Origin of the sequence: Paenibacillus sp. FSL R5-0378, from assembly GCF_038009285.1 — a bacterium.
Lineage (GTDB): Bacteria > Bacillota > Bacilli > Paenibacillales > Paenibacillaceae > Paenibacillus_AQ > Paenibacillus_AQ favisporus.
In genome coordinates this window covers 3,561,779-3,586,866 of sequence record NZ_JBBPAY010000001.1, presented here as the reverse complement: position 1 = coordinate 3,586,866, position 25,088 = coordinate 3,561,779, and the positions used below count along the sequence as shown (strand labels likewise).

The following is a 25,088-nucleotide window of genomic DNA, read 5'->3' as shown; positions in this document are numbered from 1 at the left end:
ATGGGTTCTGTCAATCGAATGAGTTTCTCCCAAATCTGTATGATCCTCATGTTAATGAACGGGCTGACCAGTCATGTCATTGTGAATCCCATGATTCTGGACTCGTCCGGCAGAGATGCCTGGGTTTCCGTCATCATGGCGGCGGTCTTTTACGTGCCCTGGTCGCTGCTGCTCGTCTTGTTCATGAAGAGATCCGGAAATCGGAAGCTGCAGCCATGGCTTGCTGATCGGACCAAACCATGGATTTCCTGGGTCCTCATGGCCCCGATATGCCTGTATTTGTATTTAATAGGTGGCCTTACGCTTCTTCATACCTCCACTTGGACGATCACCAATTACCTGCCGGCCACGCCGAAGCTGGTGCTCGTTACCGTACTGGCGCTTGTTTGCCTGTACATGGCAAAAACCGGGCTGCGCTCCATGGCCATTGGAGCTGGTGTCCTGCTGCCTCTTGTCGTCATCCTGGGGATTTTCGTCTCGGTTGCTAATACGGCACACAAAAATTACAAATTGCTGTTCCCCCTGATGGAGCACGGCTGGGTGCCACCTGTTCATGGCATGCTGTATGCGGGAGGTGCGTTCATCGAACTCATCGTCATCATCACGATGCAGCACCGGATCCGGTCTCATGTGAAACCTTGGCATATGGTCGTGTTTGCGCTGTTGATGGTTTGGATTACGCTGGGACCCGTTATAGGAGCCATCACCGAATTCGGGCCGTATGAAGCGGCCAAGCAGGCCACGTCCCCTTATGAGCAGTGGCGGCTTGTCAAAATCGGCGATTACGTTGAGCATGTGGACTTTTTGTCGGTGTATCAGTGGCTTGCCGGGTCAACCGTACGGGTCAGTCTATCCTTGTTTTTGCTTGCGGAGATTATGCCTTTCTCCAGTCAAACGATGCGGAGCCGATTTATTCTCGCCCTTACGTTCAGTTACATCGTGCTGTGCATGTTTCCGTACAGCCAGCAGGACTTTTATAACATGATGTACCGGATGTATTTTCCGGCATCGCTGATCTTGGGAATCGCGTATTCCCTGCTGTGCGTTGGCATGTCCTTCATTCCGGAGAAAAGGAGGGAACGTACGACATGACGGATACTGAAAATAAACATAACTTGCCCCAAGGGGGCAATGAACCAGCGGAGGACCAGAAATCAGAAGGTCATCCGCATGGTGATAAACGTGACCAGGATCACGAAAAAAGCGGGGATCCAGGTAAACGGCGCGACCATTCATCGGAAGATCCGTCTTCAGAAGAATCAGGCCAGGAAAATGGCGCACCGCTGGACGACAACGAAGATGACAACGGGGACAACAGCGGCCCTGAACATGACAAGGATAAAAGAAACGATGAAGATGCAGTGCACGGCAAAGGTAAAAGTAGAAAAGAAAATACCGATAACGAAACTTCAGAAAACGGCCGGTCGGATGATAACAAGTCCCAAAAAGGCCAAAAGGATGACAACCCATCGGAGGATCCGATGCTTTGGAATTTCAGTAAGCTGAACGATTTGTTTGCGAAAAGTGCAGATATTAAAGTCCAAATGCATCGGCTCAGCAAATCCAATCCTTATTCGGAAATCGTATTGGTCTTTGCTGATGGTCTGTGCGAGTCGTCGCTGATCGGCAAAATCATTCTGCCGGAGCTCTACGACATGTATGAGAAGGACGGCCTTCCATCCAAAAAAGGCGAACTGCTTGCAGGCAAACTTCCTCTGAGCGTGCTAGAGCACAACGCGCCCAGCAGCGCGGTGGAAGAAGCGGTCTTTCAGGGGAGTGTCGTCCTGTTCCTCCCGCATACCAACGAGCTGTATACGATGGACATCAGCAACATGCCCAAGCGGACCCCGGAAGAGTCTACCACTGAAATTTCTGTCAAAGGCCCGAAAGACGGTTTCACCGAAGATATCAGCACAAACGTCGCGCTGATCCGCAAGCGGCTCCGCAGCACAACACTCTGCAATGAGACGTTTATTATGGGCAGACGAACACGGACGCGCGTATCGCTTCTTTACATTGATGACATCATCTCACCGAAGCTCCTGGAGGAAGTCAAAAAGCGGATGTCCAAGATCGACATGGACGGACTGTATACGGCGAGCCAGCTGGAGGAACTGCTGTCCGACTCGAAGTATTCCCTGCTGCCGCTGATCGATTTTACGGGCCGTCCGGATTACGCGGTTAGCGCGCTGATCAACGGGAGATTCGTTATTATCGTAGACAGCAATCCGATGGTGCTTACTGGTCCTGGTTCGCTGTCCCTGCTCATGAAGTCGCCGGAAGACATCCACTTTAACTACATTTATGTCTCCTTCGTGCGGCTGATCCGCGTGCTCAGTCTCGTCTTGTCCGTGGCTCTTCCGGGATTCTGGGTGGCCTTGACCGCATTTCACCAGGACCAGCTCCCATACCGGATATTGGCGACCATTTCAGTGACCCGTCTGGGCCTGCCCTTCTCCGCTCAGATGGAGCTGTTTCTGCTGCTCCTGCTGTTTGAGATCTTCCGCGAGGCCGGCATCCGGCTGCCCACCACGATCGGCCAGACCTTGACCGTCATTGGCGGTCTCATCATCGGCGACGCAGCCATCCGTGCCGGGCTGGTCTCTCCGTCATCGGTCGTCGTAGGCGCCATTACGACCGTCACCGGCGCGACCCTGGTCAACCAAAGCTTAACGTCGGTCATCAGTGTTATCCGGTTCACCTTGTTCCTGATCGCCTCGTTTCTGGGCATGTACGGTCTCATTCTCGGCTTGATTCTGCTGCTGGTCTACGTATCCCGCCTCCGGACGTTCGGAGAGTCCTATCTTGCGCCGGTTTCGCCTTTCCGGTTCAAGGATTTTATCAACTCGGTCACCCGTCTGCCATGGGATAAAGTCAAAAGCCGAACCTCCTTCCTGAATCCGCAGGATCCGGATCATCAAGGGGAATCTCCGACATGAAAAGAACGGTGCTATCCATCGTGTGCTGTGCGCTGCTGCTTCTCCTGCCGGGATGCTGGAACTCCAAGGATATTCAGAATATGGCCTATGTGACGGCGATCGGACTTGATTATGTGGATGGAAAATATAAAAGCTACATTCAGGTGCTGAACTTCTCGAATGTTGCTCAATCCCAAAATGCCCAAGTCGGTAAAGTTGTGCCCATCTGGATCGGTACGGGAGAAGGGAAGACCGTGACCGAATCGCTGACGTCCATCTACTCGACGGCCCAGCGCCGTGTATTTTGGGGCCATATGAAAGCGGTCGTTTGTTCCGAGCGGCTGCTCAAGCATGGCATGGACCAAGTGTTTGACATGCTGAACCGGTTCCGGGAGGTCCGCTATAACGTGCTGCTGTACGGGACGAAAGATCCGGTTCATGACATTTTGACGGAGAAGTCCATCCTGAATTTTTCTCCACTGGAAAGCGTATTGGAATCACCGCAGCAGATTTATACGCAGCGTTCGTTCATCCTGCCCATTTACGAGTTCAAAATTTTGGCCCAGATGAGAGAACCAAGCGGGACAGCAATTCTTCCATCGTTGACGATCGACATTAAGGACTGGTATGAAGATAAAAAGGACCACCCGATGCTCCGGGTGAGCGGAGCTTATTTCTTTGACAACCGGGAGCTCCGCGGATGGCTATCAGAGGATGACCTGAAGGGAACCCGCTGGATTCAGCAGCAGCTTGAACAGACACCCATCAACATCCCAGTCGGCGAAACCCCTGTGGCCGGCCTGGTTCTGATGAAGCCGCATTTTGTCGTCGAACCCAAATTGGAGAACGATAAAATACACTTCAATATCCGGATCGGTCTAAAATCCTACGTAGATCTGCTCATCAAGGATACACCCGAGTCGACGCTGGAGAAAATGGCCGCTGAACTGGTCAAGAAGGAAGTCATCGAGAGCTATAAAAAAGGCGTTGCCCTGAAATCCGACGTGCTGATGCTGGAGGACAAGCTGTACCGGAAATACCCTGACAAATGGAGGGAGCTCAGCAAGCAGTCCGATTTTATTTTGACCGAGGATATGCTGAAAAACGTGGACGTCACCATTACGATGGTGAACTCCGGAAAGTACAAGCAAAGGGTTCACTGATCCACCGGTGCATGGTATGATGAAGCAAAGAATGCGTTCCTGTCATGCACAGCCAAGGATCAAGGAAGGTGATTGTATATGTGGATTTACATCGTCGTGATCGGCATCGCCCTGCTGGCTGCTGTCGGGACGTTCTGGGTCGGTTTTTCCGCAGAAAACAAGAAGCGTAACCCGGAATACGAGCATCGCACGAAGAAGAATCTGTCCAAGCTGACTTCCATGTACGTGGTGACCGTGGTCCTGGCCATCATCATCTGCGTTGCGGTGTATTTGAAATAGCTTGCGCTCCACATACAAAAAGAGAAGCACCACAAGGATGCTTCTCTTTTTGTATTTCTGAAGGCCGTCTAGGGAGTTCGATTACTGTGCCGTCAAAATCTCCGGACCGTTCGCGGTAATCGCGAGGGTGTGCTCGTACTGGGCCGAAAGTCCGCCGTCCAGCGTTCTGGCGGTCCAGCCGTCGCTGTCCATCTTGCTCCGGTAAGTGCCGGTATTCAGCATCGGCTCGATCGTAATCACCATGCCCTCCTTCAACCGCGGACCCACATTCGCCGGCCCGTAGTGGGGAACCTGCGGCGCTTCGTGCATTTCCTCCCCGATGCCGTGGCCGATGAAATCGCGTACGACCGAGAAGCCTTCACCTTCGGCATAAACCTGGATCGCATGCGAAATGTCGCCGATCCGGTTGCCGATAACCGCCTTCTCGATTCCTTTGTACAGGGATTCATGCGTCACGTCCAGCAGGCGCTGCGCCTGCTCGGAAATGTTCCCGACCGGATAGGACCATGCAGAGTCGGCCAGCCAGCCTTTCAGGTTGACCACCATATCCACGGTGATGATATCCCCGTCCTTCAGCACCGTTTTGCCCGGAAAGCCGTGGCAGATCACGTCGTTTACCGAAGTGCAGGTCGCATAAGGAAAACCGTTGTATCCTTTTTGCTCGGGTGTAGCCCCATGCTTGCGAATGAATTGTTCTGCGAAACGGTCAATCTCTATAGTGGTGATGCCGGGAGCGATCATCTTGCGGATCTCACGGTGGCAGGCAGCCAAAATTTCGCCCGCTTCTTTCATGTACTTGATCTGGTCTTTCGTCTTCAGAATTATCATCTTTTTATCTACCCTCATTCCTGTCTGTATCTTCTTATTATACCCAATATCGTCAATGTCCGAAATCTACCCGTATCATCTTATGCGTGATAAGGCGAAAAGGAGCTCCGGTCCTTCGATTGGAAGAACCGGAACTCCTGTGAATGGATTGCTATCGCGAGTGCAATTAAGCCGTTTGCGGCTCTGCAGAAACTTCCTTCGCCTTGCGGCCCTTGATCAGGAAGTAGACAAGGGTCAAGGCAAGGAAAATCACGGCGTCGATCCCCAGTATGCCTGCCTGCTTCCACACCAGATCGAAATCTCCGCTGGCGATAATCGCTTTGTATCCGAGCACGCTGTGGGACATCGGAAGCCAAGGATTCAGCGGCTTCAGCCAATCCGGAATCAGCTCCAGCGGGAACGTTCCGGCGCTGGTTGCCAGCTGCAGAATCAGCAGGATGATGATCAGGAAGCGTCCCGGCATATCCAGCCAGGTGACGAACGCCTGCACGATAAACATAAACGTCAAGCTCGTAATAAAGGAGAAGAGGAAGAAGAGCGGTACGCTTCGAACCTCCAGCCCCAGTCCGTACAGAATGATCGCTGCCGCGACTACGGACTGGAACAAGCTCATGCCCGCGAAGGAAAGCGAGCGGCTGACAAACCGGCTGAAGCCGGAAGCGCCAGGAACCGTCGTTCCTTTGAGCGAAATGACCAGCGTCGAAATGAGCGCTCCGACGAACAATCCGAGCGACATGAAGTACGGCGTCAGGCCTGTGCCGTAGTTCGGCACCTTGCGGTCATCGATTTCCTTCGTATCCACCGGGGAAGCGAACATTTCCACAAGCGCATCGGTCTTCTTGAGCTCGGAGGTTTTATCCGCCGCGTCTGTCAGCTTCGTCTGCAGCTCCTTCGAACCGTCCTCCAGCTTGCTGATGCCGCTCTTCAGGTCACCTGCGCCGTTGTTCAGCTGCTGCGAACCGTCGGCAAGTGTTCCGAGCCCGCTGGCCAGCTTGTTCACGCCGCCTTGCAGCTGGCTGGATCCTGCCAGGAGCTGCTGGGCGCCGCCCGCCAGGCTCTGGCTGCCGCCGGCCGCTTCGGACAGTTTCTGGCCGAACGTTTGCATGCCGGCCGTAAGCTGCTGCTGGCCGGCATTCAGCTTGGATGCGCCGGCCACGAGCTGCTGCTGGCCTTGTACGAGCTGTCCGCTGCCTGCGGTGAGCTGCTGCGTGCCCGCATGCAGCTGGGCCGCGCCGCTAGCCAGCTTCTTCTGGCCCTCATGCAGCGAGTTCGCCCCGCTGACCAGCTGCTGCTGACCCTGCGCGAGCTGGGCGCTGCCGTCGGCTACCGCCTGGCTGGCTGCGATCAGCTTCTGCAGCTCAGGGTTTGCCGCGAGCTCAGGGCTCGCTTTGGCCAGCTGCTGCAGGCCGTCGGCCACGCCTTTGGCGCCGTCGGCGACCTTCTGAGCGCTGCCTGCGGAAGATTCAAGGCCGCTCGCCAGATCGGAGCTTCCCTTCTCCGACGCCTTCAGGCCGGATTCCAGTCCGGCTGCGCCCTCATCGGCGCTCTTCAGACCGGCATTCAGGTCTTGGGCTCCCTTGAGTGAGGACTGCAGCCCTTGATACAGCTGCTCGCCGCCCTTCTGGGCCGACACGGCCCCAGCGGTCAGCTGACCCTGTGCGCTGCTCAGCTGGCTGAGCCCGCCGGCAAGCTGCTTGGCGCCGCCTTCCAGGTCGCCAACACCTTTGGTCAGGTCGCTTGCCCCTTTGGCCAGCGGCCCCATGCCGTCCTTCGCTTCAAGTGTGCCTGCGGCCAGCTTGCCGAGGTTCTCCTTCAGCTTGACGGCTCCTTCATCCAGATCGTTGGTACCGTTGTGCAGCTTGCCTGCGCCTTCACCGGCTTCAGCCAAACCGTCCGAAACCTCCGTAAAATTGTCCAGCAGGCTGTCGGTATACGATTCCGTTACCTTCGCGGATACTTTAGACTTGATATCTTTAACGGCCGTATTGCCGATCTGGGAGGCCACAAAGTTGTAGTCTCCGTTCGGCTCGTATTCGATGCTGGCCGGCTGCGGATTTTCATCCATCAGCGTCGTCGCTTTGCTGGAAAAATCCTCAGGGATCGTAATTTTCATATAATAGCGGTTATCCTTGATTCCCTGCTCAGCTTCTTTTTCACTGACGAATTCCCAGTCAAAGTCCTTTCCTTTCTTCAGTTCGTCCACCAAATCATCTCCGATGTGGAGCTGCTTGCCTTTGAATTCGGCGCCTTTATCCTTGTTGACCACCGCTACCGGCAGTTGGTCCAGATGACCGTAGGGGTCCCAAAAGGCCGCCAAATATACGCCGCTGTACAAAATCGGAATAAACATGACGGCAATGACCGGAATGAGCACTTTCGGATTTTTTACGGCCGCCGCCAAATCTTTAAAAAACACGGCTATTGATTTCATGTTCCCGGGCTTCCCCCTTTACGTTATTTAGTATGACTCAGACACTCCCGAGTATCATTGACTGATTTCTTCAATTGGTCAGTTTTGCGCATACGGAAAACCTCCGGACAAAAGAACCCCACAACGTGGGGCCATTGCTCCGAGACGTACTCGGGTACTTCGCCGTTACGCCTGATAAAGGCCGCAGCGGTCCCTGCTCTTATAAAGGGATATAACGCATGCCCGGTTATTTCACAGACAGCCCTTCTTCCAGAAACAGCCGGAAGTGCTGTCTGATTTCCGCCTTGGTTAACGTTGCTTGATGCTGTTTGTTCCATTCGGACGTCAAGGCGACATACATTTTCAGCATGAGAAAAGCGACGACGGACGGATCGCATTCACGGATTTCGTGCTGCTCCACCGCGAACCGGACTTCCTTCTCCATGTAGCCGAGGATGACACCCTCCACCCGGCTCATCGCCTCCTGGGACTGTGGCGTCCCGAAGTCTCTGACCTCCTGTGAGAGCTTGATCAGCAGCTCATGTTCCCCCCGGAATTCCAGAAGGGAATCCAGAACCCGGAACAGGTTGTCGAAAAACGGCTTCCGGTGATCCACTTCCCGCTCAATGATCGTTTTCATTTCGGAGATGACGCCGTGCAGAATTTCGTCAAACAGCTGTTCCTTCGTATCAAAAAACGTATAAATCGTTCCTTTTCCCACATTAGCGATCTTCGCTACCTGCTCCATCGTCGTCGCCTTGTACCCGAACAAGGAAAAGGACTGGGCAGCCGCGCCCAGCACCTGTTTCTTCCGGTCGACCGATCCTATGATGTTCTCCTCCCATCTAAACGCGTATCAGCAAAAACTGACCAATTTTCAATTCCAGTCATAAGGTCAGTTTTTACTTTACCACATTTATTGGAATATGCAAAGATACTTATTGAAATTTTTCACGATTGTATGAAAATTTCATATTTTGCCCGTTCCGTTTCCATAGAAAGCTGCTGGTCCTGCACATTCGCGTGCTTCAATCCGTCAACGTAAATTTGGTATGTGCTCTGCGGAAGCGGGATATCTCCCTGCTCGTTCACCACAGCTCCGCTGCCGTGCAGGATCAGCGAATCCCCTTCGGTATATTCGTCAATCGTCGGTGTGCTCGGTTTGTATTCCACATCCTCCAGTGTGATTCGTGTCTGGTCGGTGTCCTCAAGCTCCTGTTTGCGGATCATAACGGTCTGCTTTTTATGCGCGTTCAGCCAGTCGGTTACGGATTTGAGAGATTCGTTCATTACAAAGCCCTTCTTTCTGCGTAGTAGTCATTGCCTTCATCTCCGGGTGCAGTTGATGCCGATAAAGCGGCCGCAGCCCGTCTATAAAGAGTCTAACCATTCCGCCGAAAGGCAAAACATCCCTGGAAATCACAATTCCCCGTCAAGCAGGATCAAAGAACTGGGGCTTATTGTGATAGGGACATTGCCGAGAATAGAAAAAGAGATGCCTCCCACCACAAACAGCGGGAAACATCTCTAAAATGTCCGTTCCTTCTACTCCTCCTGGTCCGGCCCGGCATCCTCCTCAGGTGCCGTCGTTCCGAGCCAGCTGCGGATCATCGACAACAGCTGCGCGCTGTTCACCGGCTTGGTAATGTAGTCGGATGCTCCGGCTTCCAGGCATTCCTCCCGGTCGCCTTTCATCGCCTTGGCGGTCAGAGCAATGATCGGGAGATCTTTGAACTGCGGCTTGCTGCGGATCGCCCGCGTCGTTTCGTAGCCGTCCATAACCGGCATCATGATGTCCATCAGCACGATCTCGATATCCGGCGTCTGCTCCAGAATTTGAATGGCCTCGTGTCCGTTTTCAGCAGGAACGACCATCATCTGATGACGCTCCAGGATCGTAGTCAAGGCAAAAATGTTGCGGATATCGTCGTCCACTACCAGAACCTTTTTATACTGAATCATCTCGTCGGATTGGTACAGCTTGCGCACAAGCTCTCCTGCCTGTTCTGGCAGGTCATCCGGCTTGCGGTGCAGGAACAGGCTCGTCTCGTCGATCATCTGGGCCGGCGTCTTGACCTCTTTGATGACCGCGGATTTGGTCAGCTCTTCCAGTTCCTCCTCCTGGTCATGGTTCCATTTGACGCTCCGGTTCAAGACCAATGGCATGTGCTTGTTCTTTGGATTTTTCTGCATTTCCCGGACGAACTGCAGAACGTTCATATCCTCCAAATCGTTATCCGCGAGCACGCAGTCAAAATGCTCATTCTTCAAGGTCTCGAGCGCTTCCCGGGCGGTCTGCGCCATGACGATCCGCACGTCCTCGCCGCCCAGAAGAGCCGCCCATTCCTGGCAGCGCTCATCTTCCGTTGCGGCCAGCAGCAGGCTGCGGCTATGTTCAGCGGCAAACCGGCTCAGCTGATCCAGCGCCTTCTCGAGGTCTTCGTTCGTGACCGGCTTGCAGACATACTCATAGACTCCCTTGCGGAGCAGTTCAACTTCATCCTCTTCGACGGTGATGACGCAGACCGGAATATGCCGGGTTGCCAAGTCGTTCTTCAAGTGCTCAATGACCATCCAGCCGTCCATATCGCCGAGGCGCAGATCGAGCGTAATCGCCTCAGGCTGGTATTTTCTCGCCAGCTCAAGTGCGCCGGATCCTTTTGTCGTGATGACCGCCTTGATGTTCTTCCGGTGCAGCAGCTCCAGCAGGATTTCGTTAAACTTCACATCGTCTTCAATGATGAGAAAGACGCGATCTCCCGGCTCGATCCGCTCCCGGTCGTCGTTCACGTCATCCGCCTTGCGGCTGAAGGTCAGCTTCTGCTCCGGCGGCGTGACGTCGATGATTTCCGGCACGTATTTCGGCGTTTCCTCCTGCGGCCCCATTTCCGTGTCGACCGGCAGGTAGAGGTTGAAAATGCTGCCTTTGCCGACGACGCTGTATAGCGTCAGTTCCCCGCCAAGCAATTGGGCGATCTCACGGGAAATGGCCAATCCGAGCCCCGTGCCCCCGTACACCCGGTTCGTGCTGCCGTCCGCCTGCTGGAACGCCTCGAAAATGATCTGCTGCTTGTCCTCCGGAATACCGATTCCGGTGTCGCTGACCGAGAAGCACAGCACGTTCGGCGCTTGGTTCAGCGATTCGTTATCCCTGCTCCAGCCTTCGCTTGCCCGCCGCAGGGCCAAAGTAACCTGGCCCTTCTCCGTGAACTTAAAGGCGTTCGACAGGAGGTTTTTGAGCACCTGCTGCAGCCGCTTCTGATCGGTAACCACCGTATCCGGCACGTTCGGATCCACCTTGATGCTGAACTCAAGCAGGCTGTTATCCACCATCGGGCGGAACGACCGGTCGAGGCTGTCCGTCAATGCTTTGAGGGACACTTCGCTGAAGTCCGGCGTTACCGTGCCCGATTCAATTTTGGACAGATCCAAAATTTCATTGATCAGGTTCAGCAGTTCCAGCCCTGAATCCTGGATCGTTTTGGCGAATTTGACCTGATGTTCGCTCAAGTTCTGATCCGGGTTATCCGCAAGCTGTTCGGCAAGAAGGAGGAGGGAATTGAGCGGCGTTCTTAATTCATGCGACATATTGGCCAAAAACTCCGATTTGTAGCGTGAGGTCAGCGCAAGCTGCTCCGCCTTCTCCTCGAGGAACTGCTTCGCAACCTCGACCTCCTGGTTTTTGCTCTCGACCTCGGCCTTTTGCAGGACGAGCAGCTTCGCCTTGTCCTCCAGCTCCTCATTCGTATGCTGAAGCTCCATCTGCTGCTTCTGCAGCTCCTCCGTCAGGGACTGCGACTGCATGAGCAGCTCCTCCGTCCGGCGGTTGGCCTGCATCGTATTCACGACGATGCCGATCGATTCGGTCAGCTGATCCAGGAAAGCCAGATCGATCTCGGTAAACGCCCGGAAGGACGCCAGCTCCAGCACGCCAAGCACATGCTCCTCGAATATAATCGGCAGCAGCACGATATTGAGCGGCACGGCTTCGCCGAGTCCCGATGATATCATGACATAATCATGCGGCACGTTCGTCAGCAGGATACGCTGCTTCTCCACGAGGCACTGGCCGACCAGCCCTTCGCCGGCACGGAAGCGGTTCGACAGATGCTTCCGGTTCTGGTAGGCGTAGCTGGCAAACAGCGTCAGCACCGGTTCGTCGTTCTCCGGCTCGTTGATATAGAAGACGCCGTGCTGAATCGACACGAGCGGCGCCAGCTCCGACAGGATCATGCGGCTGATGGCATACAGGTCGCGCTGTCCCTGCAGCAATCTCGAAAACTTGGCGAGATTGGTCTTCAGCCAGTCCTGCTCGGTATTGATGCGGGTCGTCTCTTTCAAGTTCCGGATCATTTCGTTCACATTGTCCTTCAGCGCGGCAACCTCGCCGGCCGCAGCGACATCGATCGTCCGGGACAGATCCCCTTTGGCTACCGCCGTAGCCACATTGGTGATTGCACGGACCTGCGTGGTCAATGTGCTCGCCATATAGTTGACATTGTCGGTCAAATCCCGCCAGGTGCCTGCGGCTCCCGGAACGCTGGCCTGACCGCCCAGCTTTCCTTCTGCGCCGACCTCACGGGCGACGGTAATGACCTGATCGGCGAACGTATCCAGCGTCTCGGTCATATTGTTGATCGTATCGGCCAATTCGGCAATTTCGCCCTTCGCATCCACGTTCAGCTTCTGCTTCAGGTTCCCGTTCGCCACGGCGGTCACGACCTTGGCGATGCCGCGGACCTGATCCGTCAGATTGTTCGCCATAATGTTAACGTTGTCGGTCAAATCCTTCCAGATGCCGCCGACCCCGCTCACCTGCGCCTGTCCGCCCAGCTTGCCGTCCGTTCCGACTTCGCGGGCGACGCGCGTGACCTCGGAGGCAAACGAGTTCAGCTGATCCACCATCGTATTGACTGTATTTTTCAGCTCCAGCAGCTCGCCGCTGACGTCGACCGTAATTTTCTTGGACAGATCACCGTTGGCGACCGCTGTCGTCACACCGGCAATGTTCCGCATCTGGATCGTCAGGTTGCGCGTCATGTTGTTCACCGTATCGGTCAGGTCCTTCCAGGTACCCGACACATCCTTGACGTTCGCCTGGGCGCCGAGCTTGCCTTCTGTTCCGACCTCGCTGGCCACCCGCGTGACTTCCGACGCAAAATTGCTGAGCTGGTCCACCATCGTGTTCATTGTGTTTTTCAGCTCGAGCAGTTCGCCTTTGACGTCGACCGTAATCTTCTTGGACAAATCGCCCTTCGCTACCGCCGTCGTCACTTCGGCGATGTTCCGCACCTGATTCGTCAGGTTGCGGGCCATATTGTTGACGCCTTCGGTCAAATCCTTCCACGTGCCGCCGACGCCCCGGACCTCAGCCTGTCCGCCGAGTTTCCCTTCCGTGCCGACCTCGCGGGCCACGCGGGTAACCTCGGACGCAAACGTGCTGAGCTGATCCACCATCGTGTTGATCGTGTTTTTCAGCTCAAGGATTTCGCCCTGCACGTCCGCAGTGATCTTCTTCGACAGGTCCCCGTTCGCCACCGCCGTCGTCACGACGGCGATATTGCGCACCTGGTTCGTCAGGTTCGAGGCCATGTAGTTGACGTTTTCGGTCAGATCGCGCCACGTGCCGGCCACGCCTTTCACCTGCGCCTGACCGCCAAGCATGCCGAGCGTTCCGACCTCGCGGGCCACGCGGGTCACTTCGGACGCAAACGTGCTAAGCTGATCCACCATCGTGTTGATCGTATTTTTCAGCTCGAGAATTTCACCCTTGGCGTTAACCGTAATGTGCTTGGACAGGTCGCCCTTCGCCACCGCTGTCGTCACTTCGGCGATGTTGCGGACCTGGTTGGTCAGATTGCTGGCCATGGAATTGACGCTTTCGGTCAAGTCACGCCATGTTCCCGCTACGCCGCTGACCTCCGCCTGTCCGCCCAATATGCCCTCGGTGCCGACTTCGCGGGCAATTTTCGTCACTTCGGAAGCGAACATGGACAGCTGGTCCACCATCGTGTTGATCGTATTTTTAAGTTCCAGGATTTCACCCTGAACGTTGGCGGTAATTTTTTTCGATAAATCCCCGTTGGCAACAGCCGTCGTAACGACCGCGATATTGCGGACCTGATCCGTCAAATTCGTGGCCATGTCGTTGACGCTCTCCGTCAAATCTCTCCACGTGCCGGACACGCCCTTGACGTTCGCCTGCCCGCCGAGCTTTCCTTCCGTGCCGACCTCGCGGGCCATTCGGGTGACCTCAGACGCAAAGGTCGACAGCTGATCCACCATCGTATTAATCGTATTTTTCAATTCCAAAATTTCGCCGCTGGCATTGACCGTGATCTGCTTGGTGAGATCGCCCTTGGCCACTGCCGTCGTCACTTCGGCGATGCTGCGGACCTGGCTCGTCAGATTAGCCGCCATGCCGTTCACGCTGTCGGTCAGATCTTTCCATGTCCCTGAGACGCCTTCAACATCGGCTTGACCGCCCAAAATGCCTTCGGTCCCTACCTCTTTGGCTACGCGGGTCACTTCGGAAGCAAACTTGCTCAGCTGGTTGACCATCTTGTTGATGTTGTTCGCGGATTTCTTGAACTCGCCGGTCAGCGGCCGCCCTTCAAACTCCAGATCCACCTTTTGCCTCAAATCGCCCTGGGCAACCGCGTTGATTACGCGCACCATCTCGCTGGTCGGCTGGATCAGGTCACTGACAAGACCGTTTAACGATTCTACGGCCGCCTCCCAAGACCCGCCGGTATTTTTATGGGAAAACCTGCGCGACAGCTTGCCCTCTTTACCGACAACCCTGGCAACGGTATCGATTTCGGACACAAGGCTCTCCTGCATTTCCATGATCTCATTAAAGGTGTCTGCGATTTTTCCGGCGATGCCCGTCTGATCGTATGGCATGCGGTATGTAAAATCTCCCTTTTTAAAAGCCATCAGCGCATCGAGCAGTTCCTTGGACTGAACCTGGCTCTCTTGCGAATCCGGTTTCAAATGCTGATCCGACATGGTCAAATCCCTCTCTCGACATAATTTTACACCGTTCATTGCTGGTAAACATGATTTCTCTATTATTCTACTATGCCGATTAAAATCTGTCATTTTTCTGCCAGTTAAAAGTTAAAAATTACACTTTAGCGAAAGCGCATTAGCGAACACACAAAAAGCCGCCCAAATCGCTGGACGGCCGTGAGGTATCAAGTCACTTTTGCATAGGACACTTGTTCTCCGCATCTAACTCGAGAGAGAAATCTACATCCACCCCAATAAAATTGAAATCGGAAGACTAGGATTGTGGAACGCTGTATTCTTCGAGAGCACGGACCAGCTTTGTTCTGACCGCTTCTCTCAGCTCTTCCGGTTGGAGCACGACCGCTTCAGCACCAAAAGAAAAAAAATAATCAGCAAAGAATGGTATTTCGGACGGGAAGATACCCATTTCCAGTATGCCTGTGCCGTCCTCGGAACGATGTACTTCTCCCCAAGGGAAAATCCAGCTCTTTTCTCGGAATAACTCAATCCCTTTTGCCGTTAGTTTCACTTGAACATCTACGCTTTCCCGTGTGCTGTAGAAATGAGGACCCCAGTTCGTTAAATCCACCTCTGAAACATCCACTGCAGGCGTTGACGCTTCGGCATCCGCCAAGACGGCTGACCCTATCCGATCTACCCGGAATAATCGGAAAGCTTTTCGGAAATAGCAGTAAGCCGGGCAAAACCAATATCCCTCATGGGCATATATACCGATGGGTTGAATCGTTCTTTCATGGGTACCATTCTTTCGAATTCCATAATTGATTGTTACGGGCAACCTTCTAATGGACGCTTGGAGCAATAACTCAAGGCAGCCAGCTTGTTCCGGGCGTGTATGCGTAAAGAAGTCAATTCGGTTTCGCATCTCGTCGATCTGACTTTTCACATCTTCCGGTAAGTACCTGTAAAATTTTCGAAGTGCGGATTTTGCAGATGCCTCGAAAGGCAGCGAGCTGAAGTGTCGAAGGGCATGGGAAGCAAAAAATATGGAGAATGCCTCATTTTCCGTAAATGAGATCGGTGGGAGGCTTCGCTCAGTCAGAACATGGTATCCGCCTCCCGCTCCAACTTGAGAGTATAAAGGCACTCCCATTCCACTCAGCTCCTGCAAATCGCGCAGCATGGTTCGGGTAGACACACCAAATTCTTCGGCAAGCTCTTTGACGGTGAATTTCCGCTTTCGATTTACCGCCATCATCAATTCAATCAGGCGCCTTGACTTCCCCATCATATTTACCCCCAAAAGATTATAGTGACAAGTTCTGTCACATTCATATTATACACTATGAATACGCCGGATCGTTGGGAGAGATTGACGGTAGAAATCGATATAAAAAAAGAGAAGGAGATTATTCATATGTCTAGAGAACAACGTAACAAATTGGATGAAATGCTGCGGCGTCCTAACCCCGCCAAGCCGCAAACCGTCGAGGAGATGCGCGCGAACTTCGCTGCCATGATGGCAACGATGTTAGTACCTGCGGGCGTGCGGACCACGCCGACAACCATTGGTAATCGACCCGGTGTAATCGTTGACCCTGCACAGGATACCCGCCCAGGAATCATTCTTTATTTCCATGGCGGCTCGTATATTATGGGCTCCCCCTACACGGCTATGTCCCTTACCGCGAGCCTGGTCGACAAGACCGGTATCCGGTCCGTCTCACTCGATTATCGCCTCGCCCCGGAGCATCCGTTCCCTGCGGCTCTTGAGGATGCTCTCGCAGCCTATCGTGAGCTTCTGGACAATGGAGCCCAGGCGTCGTCTATTGTGTTTGCCGGCGACTCCGCCGGCGGCGGTATTGCTGTCTCGACTTGCCTGATGGCACGGGACGCAGGCCTGCCGATGCCAGCAGCGGTCGTTACGTTCTCGCCGGGGCTCGATAAGACGCATTCCGGAGCAAGTATGGATAGCAAAATGGGGCTCGATCCGTTCTTCATCCGTGAGGGCTTTGCATTGACGGACGAGATGTACCTCGCAGGACAGGATCCGAATCATGAACTCGTAAGCCCCGCCAGGTTCGCCGATCTTACCGGATTCCCACCGATCCTGCTGCAGGCCGGAACCAATGAGCTGCTTCTTGACGATTCCACGCAGTTTGCCGATCGTGCACGTGCAGCAGGCGTTGATGTCATCCTTGACGTTACCGCCGACGTCCCGCATGTGTTCCAGGCGTTCACGGGTATGCTTGATGAAGCCGATCAAGCCCTGGACCGTGCTGCACTGTTCATCACACAGCATCTCAGATGTTGAATGCAATTGTTTAAAGATTCGTAATAAAAATGCTCCCTTATACGATAAGGAGAGCATTTTTTTCGTTATTGCATTTCTTTGGTTGGCCCCATCACGGGCGGTACTGGTAAGCCTGCTTGATTAAATGCCTGGCATCGACTGGATCCGGCTGTTTTGGAATGCCGCTATTTTCCATCCCCCATCTTGTCTGATCACCACATTCGTATTTATTGAGCCTCTGTCGTTAGGGTCCTGCGCTGGATTAGGCAATTTGACCTCGCCGATCCCGTGAACAATCGCTACGTCCGGCGTTAAAAAACGCGGCCGCACTTCATCCGTAAGCGTGGAATCCAATGTTGTGCCTTTGAGCGGGCCCTGGAACAGCATGTGGTGAACCTTCGCAATCTCCTTTTTCCCTTTCAAGTGCTGGCCCATAAATGTCACGTAATCTGCGTCATCCGTAAAGCAATCGCCGTAAGCCGCTCCATCCCCCTTGTTCCAGGCCTCGCTCAACGACATAAACAGTTCCTTCATCAATTGAATATCTTTCGCTTGGTTTTCCATTCATCATCTTTCCCTTCGATTGGTTTATTCCGGCATATTTCCCGATCTCACTCCCGCTTCAAAGGAGGGCATGACATGGTCATACATCAGATGCAGGGTCATCCCGACAGCCGCGTGGTCTAAAATATGGCAGTGATCCATCCACATGCCCGGGTTGTCGGCTATAAAGGCCACTTCATACATTTCGTCCGGATTAACGTTCAATGTATCGGTCACCCACGGCGTTTGAATTCTTTTGCCGTTTTTCTTCAAAACCGTCATCTGATGTCCGTGGAGGTGCATCGGATGCTCCGAGAGGCTTTTGTTGATAAACGTCGTTTTGATTTTCTCTCCTTCTTTGACAACCAAAGTAGGCGTATGGGGATACACTTCTCCGTTAATGGTCCAAAGATAATTCATCTTCCCGTTATAGAATCCAAGCCGGTTTCCCAATACCATCCTAAATTCCCGATCGAACCTGGTCACGGATGTCAGTTCTGAATCTGCCGGTTTCCCGTATTGAGACGGGTCAAACAAGCTCGATTCCGCTTTAAAGCTTTTCGGGTCCGGCGGTAAATTCCCATAAAAAACGACGCTCGGTCCCTCCAAATCCGTGGAATCGCCTAATTTGAGCAGTACGGGATGATTCGGCATCGTAAATGTGACATCGTATCTCCCGCCCGCCGCAAGCCTGAATGCGGTTTGATCCGATAACCGATCCGGCTGCCGGATGGGAGTGCCATCAATGCTCGTGATCTTATATTCACTCCCCTGGAGGAAGTACTTTTGGGATTGATTGTTGGCGTTAATGAGCCTTAATAATACGATCTTTCCGGGCTTCACCTGCATTTTTTGCACACGGTCCTGGTCCTTGAAAGCCGTCTTCTCTCCCTGATCGGTGTTCCAATTATGATTAATGAGCGTCACCTCTTCATCGTAGCTGGCCGTCTCCTCTGATGGTTCGACGATAAAGGATCCGAACAGGCCGTTGCGTACTTGCTCTGCAGCCTGCTGGTGAGAATGGAACCAATACGTCCCTGCTTGCTCGGCTCGAAATTTATACGTGAACGATTCCCCCGGGTTGACGACATTTTGGGTCATGCCCGGTACGCCGTCCATGGCGTTCGGCACGTTGTATCCATGCCAATGAATCGTCACACCTTTGTCGATATCCCGGTTCATCAGCTTCACTTCCACCATCTCTCCTTGCCTTGCGCGCAGCTCGGGGGCGACCTCGCCGTTGTACGTCCAAGCTTCGATCTTGGCACCGGACGCAAGTGTAATTTCCCGTTTCTGCGCAACGAGCTCATAATGGATATCCGCAGGAGCGGAGATATCCCCCGTCAGTTTCGCTACTTCCACCATATTGGCATGGTCAGCATGATGCTGATGACCCGTCATCATCGTCGGCGTGCCGCCTCCTTCGTCCAGCCAGTGGTGATTCATCATATCCGACGCTTCCGGAAGCTTCGAGGCATGAAAGTCCGACCAAGCCTGAAAGGCCACCACCCCGATCGCTACAATGGCCGTCGTTAATCCCGCTAAGGCGAATTTCAACAGCCTTTTCCATAAAGGAGCCACGGTAAATGTACCTTTCATGATCGCATGATATCTTCTGATAACGATAAAGGATGGCACAACCAGCACGAAGAGATATAGCGCGATCAGCAGCACCGCCTCCAGCAAGCCGGGAAGGGTCGGCTGTGAGAAAATCGTATGAAAGGCGGCAATGCCGGATGCGAGGGCGGCCGCATAGATCGGGATCAGCAGCCTCGGATCGGTTGTTGTGACCATCGAATCTGAAGACGATACGTCCGCAGTGGAAACCCGCAGTCTCCTTAATAGGGGAAGTGTATACAGGACCAAGGGAACGTAGCCAATCAACATGATGGGCAAAATCGTCTTGACGATGCCTTCAACGAACCACCAGCCGTTTCTAACCCATTGGCTGATTATCAGAATGAACCATAACAAGGCTAATGCAAGGCCAATATAACTGATCCAAAGCAATAACGTTCTCCAGACCTTCCGTTGAAAAATGCCTTTCACGTAAGGAAGCCCCGCGGCCGCCGTGCCGACGATCAACCATAGCGCCGTCACCGCGTAGGTTAACATCATACTTGTAATCGTTTCGAACATTACGTTTTTTCCTTTCCACCGGTAAATAAACTTACGTCTGACCACACAACATTTGGTTGGGAGGCAGCCTTCTTATGGATCTGCACTCTGCCCATGTTATTTACCGCCTGTAACGCGGATTTCTTCTCCATTGACAAAGCTGTTCGCCGTTGATCCCAAATAAATGATCAAATTAGCAACGTCATCTGGGGTGCCCAGCCTTCGCGTCGGAAACGATTGAGCATAATCTTCAAGCATCGGCTGCGGGAATGCGTGCGAGACCCATTCCGACAGCGTGAGCTCAGGAATGACAACATTGGAGTAAATTCCATCCGAAGCCAGCTCCGCCGCCAAGGTACGGCTGAATCCGTGCAAAGCCGCTTTGGCCGTCAGGTTTGCGGTTTCATTCGGTTTCCCGGCGTATACGAGGCTGGAAGAAACATGAATCAACCGTCCCCATCCCCCCTGCTTCATAAGCGGAACGGCCGCTTTCGTTGCCATATACGTTCCCTTGACGGTCTGATCGATAACGGAAAACCACGCTTCATTCGCGCTCGCCTCTACCGCGGCTTCCTCTCCCCAAAAGACGGCGTTATTCACGAGCACATCCAACCGCCCCCTCTCCTTCTTCACTTGGTTGAAGGCCCGGTAAATGCTCTGCTCGTCATTTAAGGACATTTGGACGGCCTGACCAGAACCTCCTGACGACTGAATATCGCTGATGGTTCGGTCCGCCTCGCTTCGGTTGCTTAAATAGGTGATGTAGACATGAGCTCCTTCCGCAGCGAACTTCTTTGCAGCCGCTCTGCCAATTCCGCGCGAACCTCCCGTTATCACAGCCACTTTCCCCTGTAAACCATAATCCATCCTCAACATCCTCCATCATTCGACTTTTTTGCAACCCAATCCCGATCTGCTTGTATTTTAACGAAACGGTCCCGCGATTCCATTCGGCTCATCACGATAGGCTCTCTCCCCTTTCGAGACAAATCCTGGCTCGCTTCCTTTAGATCGTGGAGGGCTGCCACATTAATCTCAATCGATTAATTATCTTATTTTATTATTTATCTTAAACAATCAAGATAACTTTATATTATCCTCGAGGTTCCCTTGTGTCAAGAGGTAATTCATCCGAATTTTTCCTTATCCGAACAGATAACAAGCGTCCCAAGTCAGATGATCTTTAACAGGATCCAGCAAAATTTCTTGCTCCTATGAGAAATAAAAATAGACCGCTTGCAGCGGTCCAGGTCGGCCAAAATCAGGTATTTAACGATTACACATCAGCCCGAATGACGAGATCGAGCCAAAGTCAACCCGGCAAGGACGATGCCGACCAACCCCATTACAATGGCAATGATGGCTCCGGCCCGCCCGCTGCCGGTTCCGAAATCTCCGGTAAAAATGGTCAGATGCAGCAGGGCGTAGACTATGACAATCAGCCCCACCACCCCGGACACGATGGCCCCGCGCCTCCCACTGCCCTTACCGAATCGACCTGCGGAGCGAGCCAAAGAAAGCCCGCCGATGATCGCGCCGATCAAGCCTAACATCGCATCTAACGAAGCCCAGATTCGCCCAGGGGTAGCTTCTCCGTATCCGACATTACCATTGGCCGCTGCAGCGGAAGCAACTGATGGAACAAGTAGAAAAACACAAAATATAGCGAACATCACCATCTTTATTTTCATTGGCCAAAGCTCCTTTTTGTTTTTGATTCGTTCTTCGCCACTGCCTTGTACACGACACGCGTTCTAACTGCGAGCGGTGAAAGATCGGCTGCTTCCACCATACGATCCAGGGCTTCAGGTTCACTGCGGTTTACGGGTAGATTACTCATCTTTGAATCCTCGCCTTCGTTAATTTAAGATTTTTGTTCTAATGCGTCTATCGCTCTCATCGCACAGTCAGTGTAAACAATAAATGTCGAGAACTTATGCAGATCCGCCTCCTTTTGTATGGATTTATTCATGATCGTGTGAAAACACAGTATAATTTGGGGTAAGTGATGGAACTCACCCACTCGAAGCAGACTAAACTGGAAAGATGGGATTCGAATGGAACCGAAGTTGTTGCTTGTGGAGGACGAACCGGGCATGCTTGAGGAGATGCAGACCTATTTGCATCGTGAGGGGTTTCGAGTATTGACCGCCCGTACCGGGAAAGAAGCGCTCATGATCGCCCGGTCTGAACGGCCAGATCTCGTTGTGCTTGATTGGATGCTTCCGGAGAAAAGCGGCATCGATGTGTGCCTTGAAATCAGACAAACCTCGAATTGCGGCATTATTATGGTCACAGCCCGTTCGGATGAAACGGATAAAATCGTCGGTCTGGAAATCGGTGCGGACGATTATTTGACGAAACCGTTCAGCTTGCGCGAGCTGTCTTCGCGTATCAGGGCATTGCTTCGCCGCTTGCGTGGACCTGAAGACAAGCCAATACTGCTTGAAAGAGACAACTTGACCATTTCCGAGACCAAATGTCAGGTGTTCAAGGATGGCCAGGAGATTCAACTAACACCGACCGAATTCAAAATTTTGCTCACATTGGCTGCGCGTCCCGGAATGGTTTTCAGCCGCCTGCAATTGTTAAAAGCCGCCCTCGCGGATGAATATATGGGATACGAGCGAACGATGGATTCCCACATCCGGAATCTTCGCCGCAAGCTGGGAGACGATTCGGCCAATCCCCGTTATATTCAAACGGTCTACGGTTTCGGTTACCGATTCGGTGAACAACCATGACGCTCACGGTTCGCCAAAAAATATTTGTCTGCATGGGACTGCTCGTTTTTATTATCGGAGGTGTTCATGCCGTTACCAAGCAGGCTTATATGGAGTCTTTGTTCGATCAATATCGCAAGGAAGAAATCCGTACAGCTTATTTGAACGCACCGCCCGGGGAACAAATTGAGCATTTGAAGACTTACGTTTCAGGAAAAATGCGGAAGTTCGAGCTTGGGAATTGGTTCTTTTTCATCGCAACCGGGCTGTTCGCCAGTTTATGGATTTCAGGGGTGCTCACGATCCCGCTTCGAAAGCTTGTTGCCGCGATCGAACGCGTTGCGCAGGGAGATCTGCACGTGAACGTTCCTGTAAAATCAAAGGACGAATACGGCAAAGTCATCCGGACATTCAATGACATGACGCTTCGTCTCCGGGAAGCCGAGGACGCCCGCAGGCGGTTGGTAGCGGATGTCGCTCATGAGCTGCGGACCCCGCTGTCGATCATGCAGCTCAAGCTAGAAAATGCTCAGCAGGCCGGTCAATCTGTCCCCCCGGAAATGCTGCTTAGACTCCATGACGAAGTGATCCGCTTAGGCCTGCTTGTGGAAGATCTTCATGTCTTGTCGCTGGCTGAGGCGGGTCGATTGGCGCTGGATTGCAAACCGCTCGATCTCTCAGCAAGACTTGAACAAATCGTGGACGATATGAACGTGGAGGCTGAGGAGAACGGGCTGGAAATGCGCTTCTCTTCAAACACAAGGCCGGTAACGGTGATGGCAGACGCGAGACGAATGACGCAGGTGTTCATCAATTTGTTGACGAATGCAGTTCGTTACACATCGGAAGGCGGAAAGGTTTCGGTTGTCATTGAAGATCAAGTTTGGGATCAGAATGCACTTTATGTATGTGTCTCGGTGATAGACTCCGGTATCGGTATTCCAGCCGATGAATTGGCTCATCTGTTCGATCGTTTTTATCGTGTGGAAAAGGCCCGTTCGCGGCACACAGGCGGAACGGGCCTCGGATTATCGATTGCTCATCATTTAGTCCGGGCCCACGGCGGGTTCATCCGCGTTGTGAGTGAACCCGGTCAAGGTACGACATTTAGTGTTTTTTTGCCTGTGCATACTTGAAAAAATATATCGCTCTTGTCCTATATCAAAATAGTGTCCACATTCGTGTTGTAATAAAAAGTTTGCCTTCAATCAGCAAGGGCTGCCCGTGGAAACGGACAGCCCTTGCATTTTTTTAACCGATTTACACCGTTTTCTGCTGTTTTGCCGAAGCTGCCTTTTGTTCCTTGCCGACGGTGACTCTGGCATTTCCCATGCTGGCCACGACGACCGCGGCGATGGCGATCGGAATCAGCGCAAACAGAAATACGCGGGAAATGGAATGGGACATGGCGTCCACGATGTTGTTGAGCACTTCAGCCGGAATTTTGGCGCGGTTGGCCGATTGGAAAATTTCCTGCGGACTGCCGACGTTGGCCATGGCCGAATTGGCCCCGCCGCCCATGCCTTTGAAGTTTTCGGCAAGCCGGTTCGTGAACAAATTGTTCTGAATGGTGCCGAAAATCGTGATCCCCATCGTCATGCCGAGCGACCGCAAAAACTGGTTGGTCGAGTTTGCGGTACCGCGGAAGCGAGGCTCCAGGTTATGCTGGGATGCCGTCGGCAGCAGCGAGAACGAGAAGCCCATGCCGAAGCCGACGATGATCATGAAGATCGTCAGATAAATCCGGGCGGTATCGGGGGTCAGCGTGCTGAGCAGATACATGCCGCCCAAATAGAAAATGACCGATATGATCATAAGGTTCCGGTAGCTTGTCTTGGTGGAGAAAATCCCGCCGATGGCGCTCCCGGCCACCGATCCCAGCATCATCGGCGTCAGGATCAATCCGGCGTTCGTAGCCGAACCGCCATACACCGCCTGTACGAAGATCGGGATATATACCGTCATGATGATAAAGGTTCCGCCGTACAAAAACGCGAGCAGCTGTGATGTCGCAAACAGCCGGCGTTTAAACAGGAAGAACGGCAATATCGGCTCCTTCGCTTTCAGCTCCACGAAGAAGAAGATGATGAAGAATACCGCAAAGCTGGCAAACAGAGCAATAATCGGTGCGGAATCCCACGCGTACTCCTTGCCGCCCAGCTCCAGTGCGAACATCAGGCTGATGACGGAAATCACGAGCGTCGATGCGCCCCACCAGTCGATTTTTTGCTTGTTATGGGATGGGGACTCTTTGTAACTGCGCAAAATGAAAATCAGGGACACGATGCCGATCGGCACGTTGATGTAGAAAACCCACTCCCAGCCGGCGTATTCGGTGATATACGCACCGAGCAGCGGTCCCACCACGCTGGCCGATCCGAATACGGCTCCGAGCAGCCCGGTCATTTTGCCCCGGTTCTCCGGCGGAAAAATATCGAAAATAATCGTAAACGCGATCGGCAGGAGCGCGCCTCCCCCGATCCCCTGAATCGCCCGGTACAAGCTCAGCTGTTCAATCGTCTGGGCCAGCCCGCACAGCGCAGACCCCAGTAAAAACACAGTTAAGCCGAAAATGAAAAAACGCTTCCTCCCGTACATGTCCGACAGCTTGCCGAAGATCGGCATGCCGGCCATCGTCGTCACCATATAGGCCGAGGTGACCCAGACGAATTTGTCCAGCCCCCCAAGATCGGATACGATCGTACCCATGGCGGTGGCGACAATGGTATTGTCAATGGCAGACATAAAAATGGCCAGCAGCAGCCCTGCTACGACCATTTTAATGTTGCTTTTCGTCGCTTCCATTGGTTATCTCCTTTACAATGTATTGTCCCTTCC

At 53.2% G+C, this 25,088-nt stretch carries 18 protein-coding genes; 7 read left to right on the top strand and 11 right to left on the bottom strand.

Annotated features, from left to right (window positions below; all coding sequences use genetic code 11):
* From MKY74_RS16815 to MKY74_RS16800, 4 genes are all read left to right on the top strand, one after another.
* Nucleotides 1-1,092, top strand: a complete 1,092-nt coding sequence (locus MKY74_RS16815; RefSeq protein ID WP_076167540.1) for an endospore germination permease — start codon at nt 1-3, stop codon at nt 1,090-1,092.
* The gene (locus tag MKY74_RS16810) at nt 1,089-2,939 is read left to right on the top strand and encodes a spore germination protein (protein ID WP_244169188.1); all 1,851 of its coding nucleotides are present in this window, start codon (nt 1,089-1,091) and stop codon (nt 2,937-2,939) included. Before MKY74_RS16815 ends, MKY74_RS16810 begins: the two co-directional genes overlap by 4 nt.
* A complete protein-coding gene (locus tag MKY74_RS16805) occupies nt 2,936-4,081 on the top strand; it encodes a Ger(x)C family spore germination protein (protein WP_084203746.1) in 1,146 nt (381 codons plus the stop codon). The genes MKY74_RS16810 and MKY74_RS16805 overlap by 4 nt, the downstream gene beginning before the upstream one ends.
* Before the next feature lie 78 nt (nt 4,082-4,159).
* On the top strand, nt 4,160-4,360 hold the full coding sequence (locus MKY74_RS16800) for a hypothetical protein (protein ID WP_076167546.1): 201 nt from the start codon (nt 4,160-4,162) through the stop codon (nt 4,358-4,360).
* An 81-nt stretch (nt 4,361-4,441) separates the two neighbouring features.
* Here MKY74_RS16800 and map read toward each other — a convergent pair whose 3' ends face one another.
* The 6 genes from map to MKY74_RS16770 all read right to left on the bottom strand — a co-directional run bounded on the left by map (nt 4,442) and on the right by MKY74_RS16770 (nt 15,864).
* Nucleotides 4,442-5,188 carry a type I methionyl aminopeptidase gene (map, locus tag MKY74_RS16795; RefSeq protein ID WP_076169476.1) on the bottom strand — a complete coding sequence of 249 codons (747 nt, stop codon included), beginning with the start codon at nt 5,186-5,188 and terminating at the stop codon, nt 4,442-4,444.
* Between the two features lie 166 nt (nt 5,189-5,354).
* Nucleotides 5,355-7,619, bottom strand: a complete 2,265-nt coding sequence (locus MKY74_RS16790) for a YhgE/Pip domain-containing protein (protein ID WP_076167548.1) — start codon at nt 7,617-7,619, stop codon at nt 5,355-5,357.
* A gap of 226 nt (nt 7,620-7,845) precedes the next feature.
* Complete coding sequence (locus MKY74_RS16785; RefSeq protein ID WP_076167551.1) at nt 7,846-8,427, bottom strand: TetR/AcrR family transcriptional regulator; 582 nt, start codon at nt 8,425-8,427, stop codon at nt 7,846-7,848.
* 122 nt (nt 8,428-8,549) lie between these two features.
* Nucleotides 8,550-8,888: a hypothetical protein gene (locus MKY74_RS16780; protein WP_076167553.1), complete on the bottom strand. Its 339-nt coding sequence runs from the start codon at nt 8,886-8,888 to the stop codon at nt 8,550-8,552.
* A 255-nt stretch (nt 8,889-9,143) separates the two neighbouring features.
* Nucleotides 9,144-14,609: a HAMP domain-containing protein gene (locus tag MKY74_RS16775; protein ID WP_076167556.1), complete on the bottom strand. Its 5,466-nt coding sequence runs from the start codon at nt 14,607-14,609 to the stop codon at nt 9,144-9,146.
* A 277-nt stretch (nt 14,610-14,886) separates the two neighbouring features.
* A complete protein-coding gene (locus MKY74_RS16770; protein WP_341012546.1) occupies nt 14,887-15,864 on the bottom strand; it encodes a helix-turn-helix transcriptional regulator in 978 nt (325 codons plus the stop codon).
* Nucleotides 15,865-16,101: 237 nt separating this feature from the next.
* Here MKY74_RS16770 and MKY74_RS16765 point away from each other — a divergent pair, with 237 nt between their 5' ends.
* The gene (locus MKY74_RS16765) at nt 16,102-16,887 is read left to right on the top strand and encodes an alpha/beta hydrolase (protein WP_208629247.1); all 786 of its coding nucleotides are present in this window, start codon (nt 16,102-16,104) and stop codon (nt 16,885-16,887) included.
* A 120-nt stretch (nt 16,888-17,007) separates the two neighbouring features.
* Here the strand turns inward: MKY74_RS16765 and MKY74_RS16760 are convergent, their stop codons facing one another.
* From MKY74_RS16760 to MKY74_RS16745, 4 genes are all read right to left on the bottom strand, one after another.
* On the bottom strand, nt 17,008-17,430 hold the full coding sequence (locus MKY74_RS16760) for an SgcJ/EcaC family oxidoreductase (protein WP_076167564.1): 423 nt from the start codon (nt 17,428-17,430) through the stop codon (nt 17,008-17,010).
* A gap of 24 nt (nt 17,431-17,454) precedes the next feature.
* Nucleotides 17,455-19,548 (bottom strand): multicopper oxidase domain-containing protein, encoded by a 2,094-nt coding sequence (locus MKY74_RS16755; protein ID WP_076167566.1) that lies wholly within the window; start codon nt 19,546-19,548, stop codon nt 17,455-17,457.
* A 96-nt stretch (nt 19,549-19,644) separates the two neighbouring features.
* Nucleotides 19,645-20,394: an SDR family NAD(P)-dependent oxidoreductase gene (locus MKY74_RS16750; RefSeq protein ID WP_076167569.1), complete on the bottom strand. Its 750-nt coding sequence runs from the start codon at nt 20,392-20,394 to the stop codon at nt 19,645-19,647.
* Between the two features lie 416 nt (nt 20,395-20,810).
* Complete coding sequence (locus tag MKY74_RS16745) at nt 20,811-21,218, bottom strand: DUF6223 family protein (protein WP_076167571.1); 408 nt, start codon at nt 21,216-21,218, stop codon at nt 20,811-20,813.
* A gap of 366 nt (nt 21,219-21,584) precedes the next feature.
* On the opposite strand from MKY74_RS16745, the gene MKY74_RS16740 reads away from it, so the two are divergent.
* Together MKY74_RS16740 and MKY74_RS16735 are read left to right on the top strand one after the other, a co-directional pair.
* Complete coding sequence (locus MKY74_RS16740) at nt 21,585-22,271, top strand: response regulator transcription factor (RefSeq protein ID WP_076167574.1); 687 nt, start codon at nt 21,585-21,587, stop codon at nt 22,269-22,271.
* A complete protein-coding gene (locus MKY74_RS16735) occupies nt 22,268-23,386 on the top strand; it encodes a sensor histidine kinase (protein ID WP_076167576.1) in 1,119 nt (372 codons plus the stop codon). Before MKY74_RS16740 ends, MKY74_RS16735 begins: the two co-directional genes overlap by 4 nt.
* Before the next feature lie 124 nt (nt 23,387-23,510).
* Here the strand turns inward: MKY74_RS16735 and MKY74_RS16730 are convergent, their stop codons facing one another.
* Nucleotides 23,511-25,055: an MDR family MFS transporter gene (locus MKY74_RS16730; protein WP_076167579.1), complete on the bottom strand. Its 1,545-nt coding sequence runs from the start codon at nt 25,053-25,055 to the stop codon at nt 23,511-23,513.
* Nucleotides 25,056-25,088 lie beyond the last annotated feature (33 nt).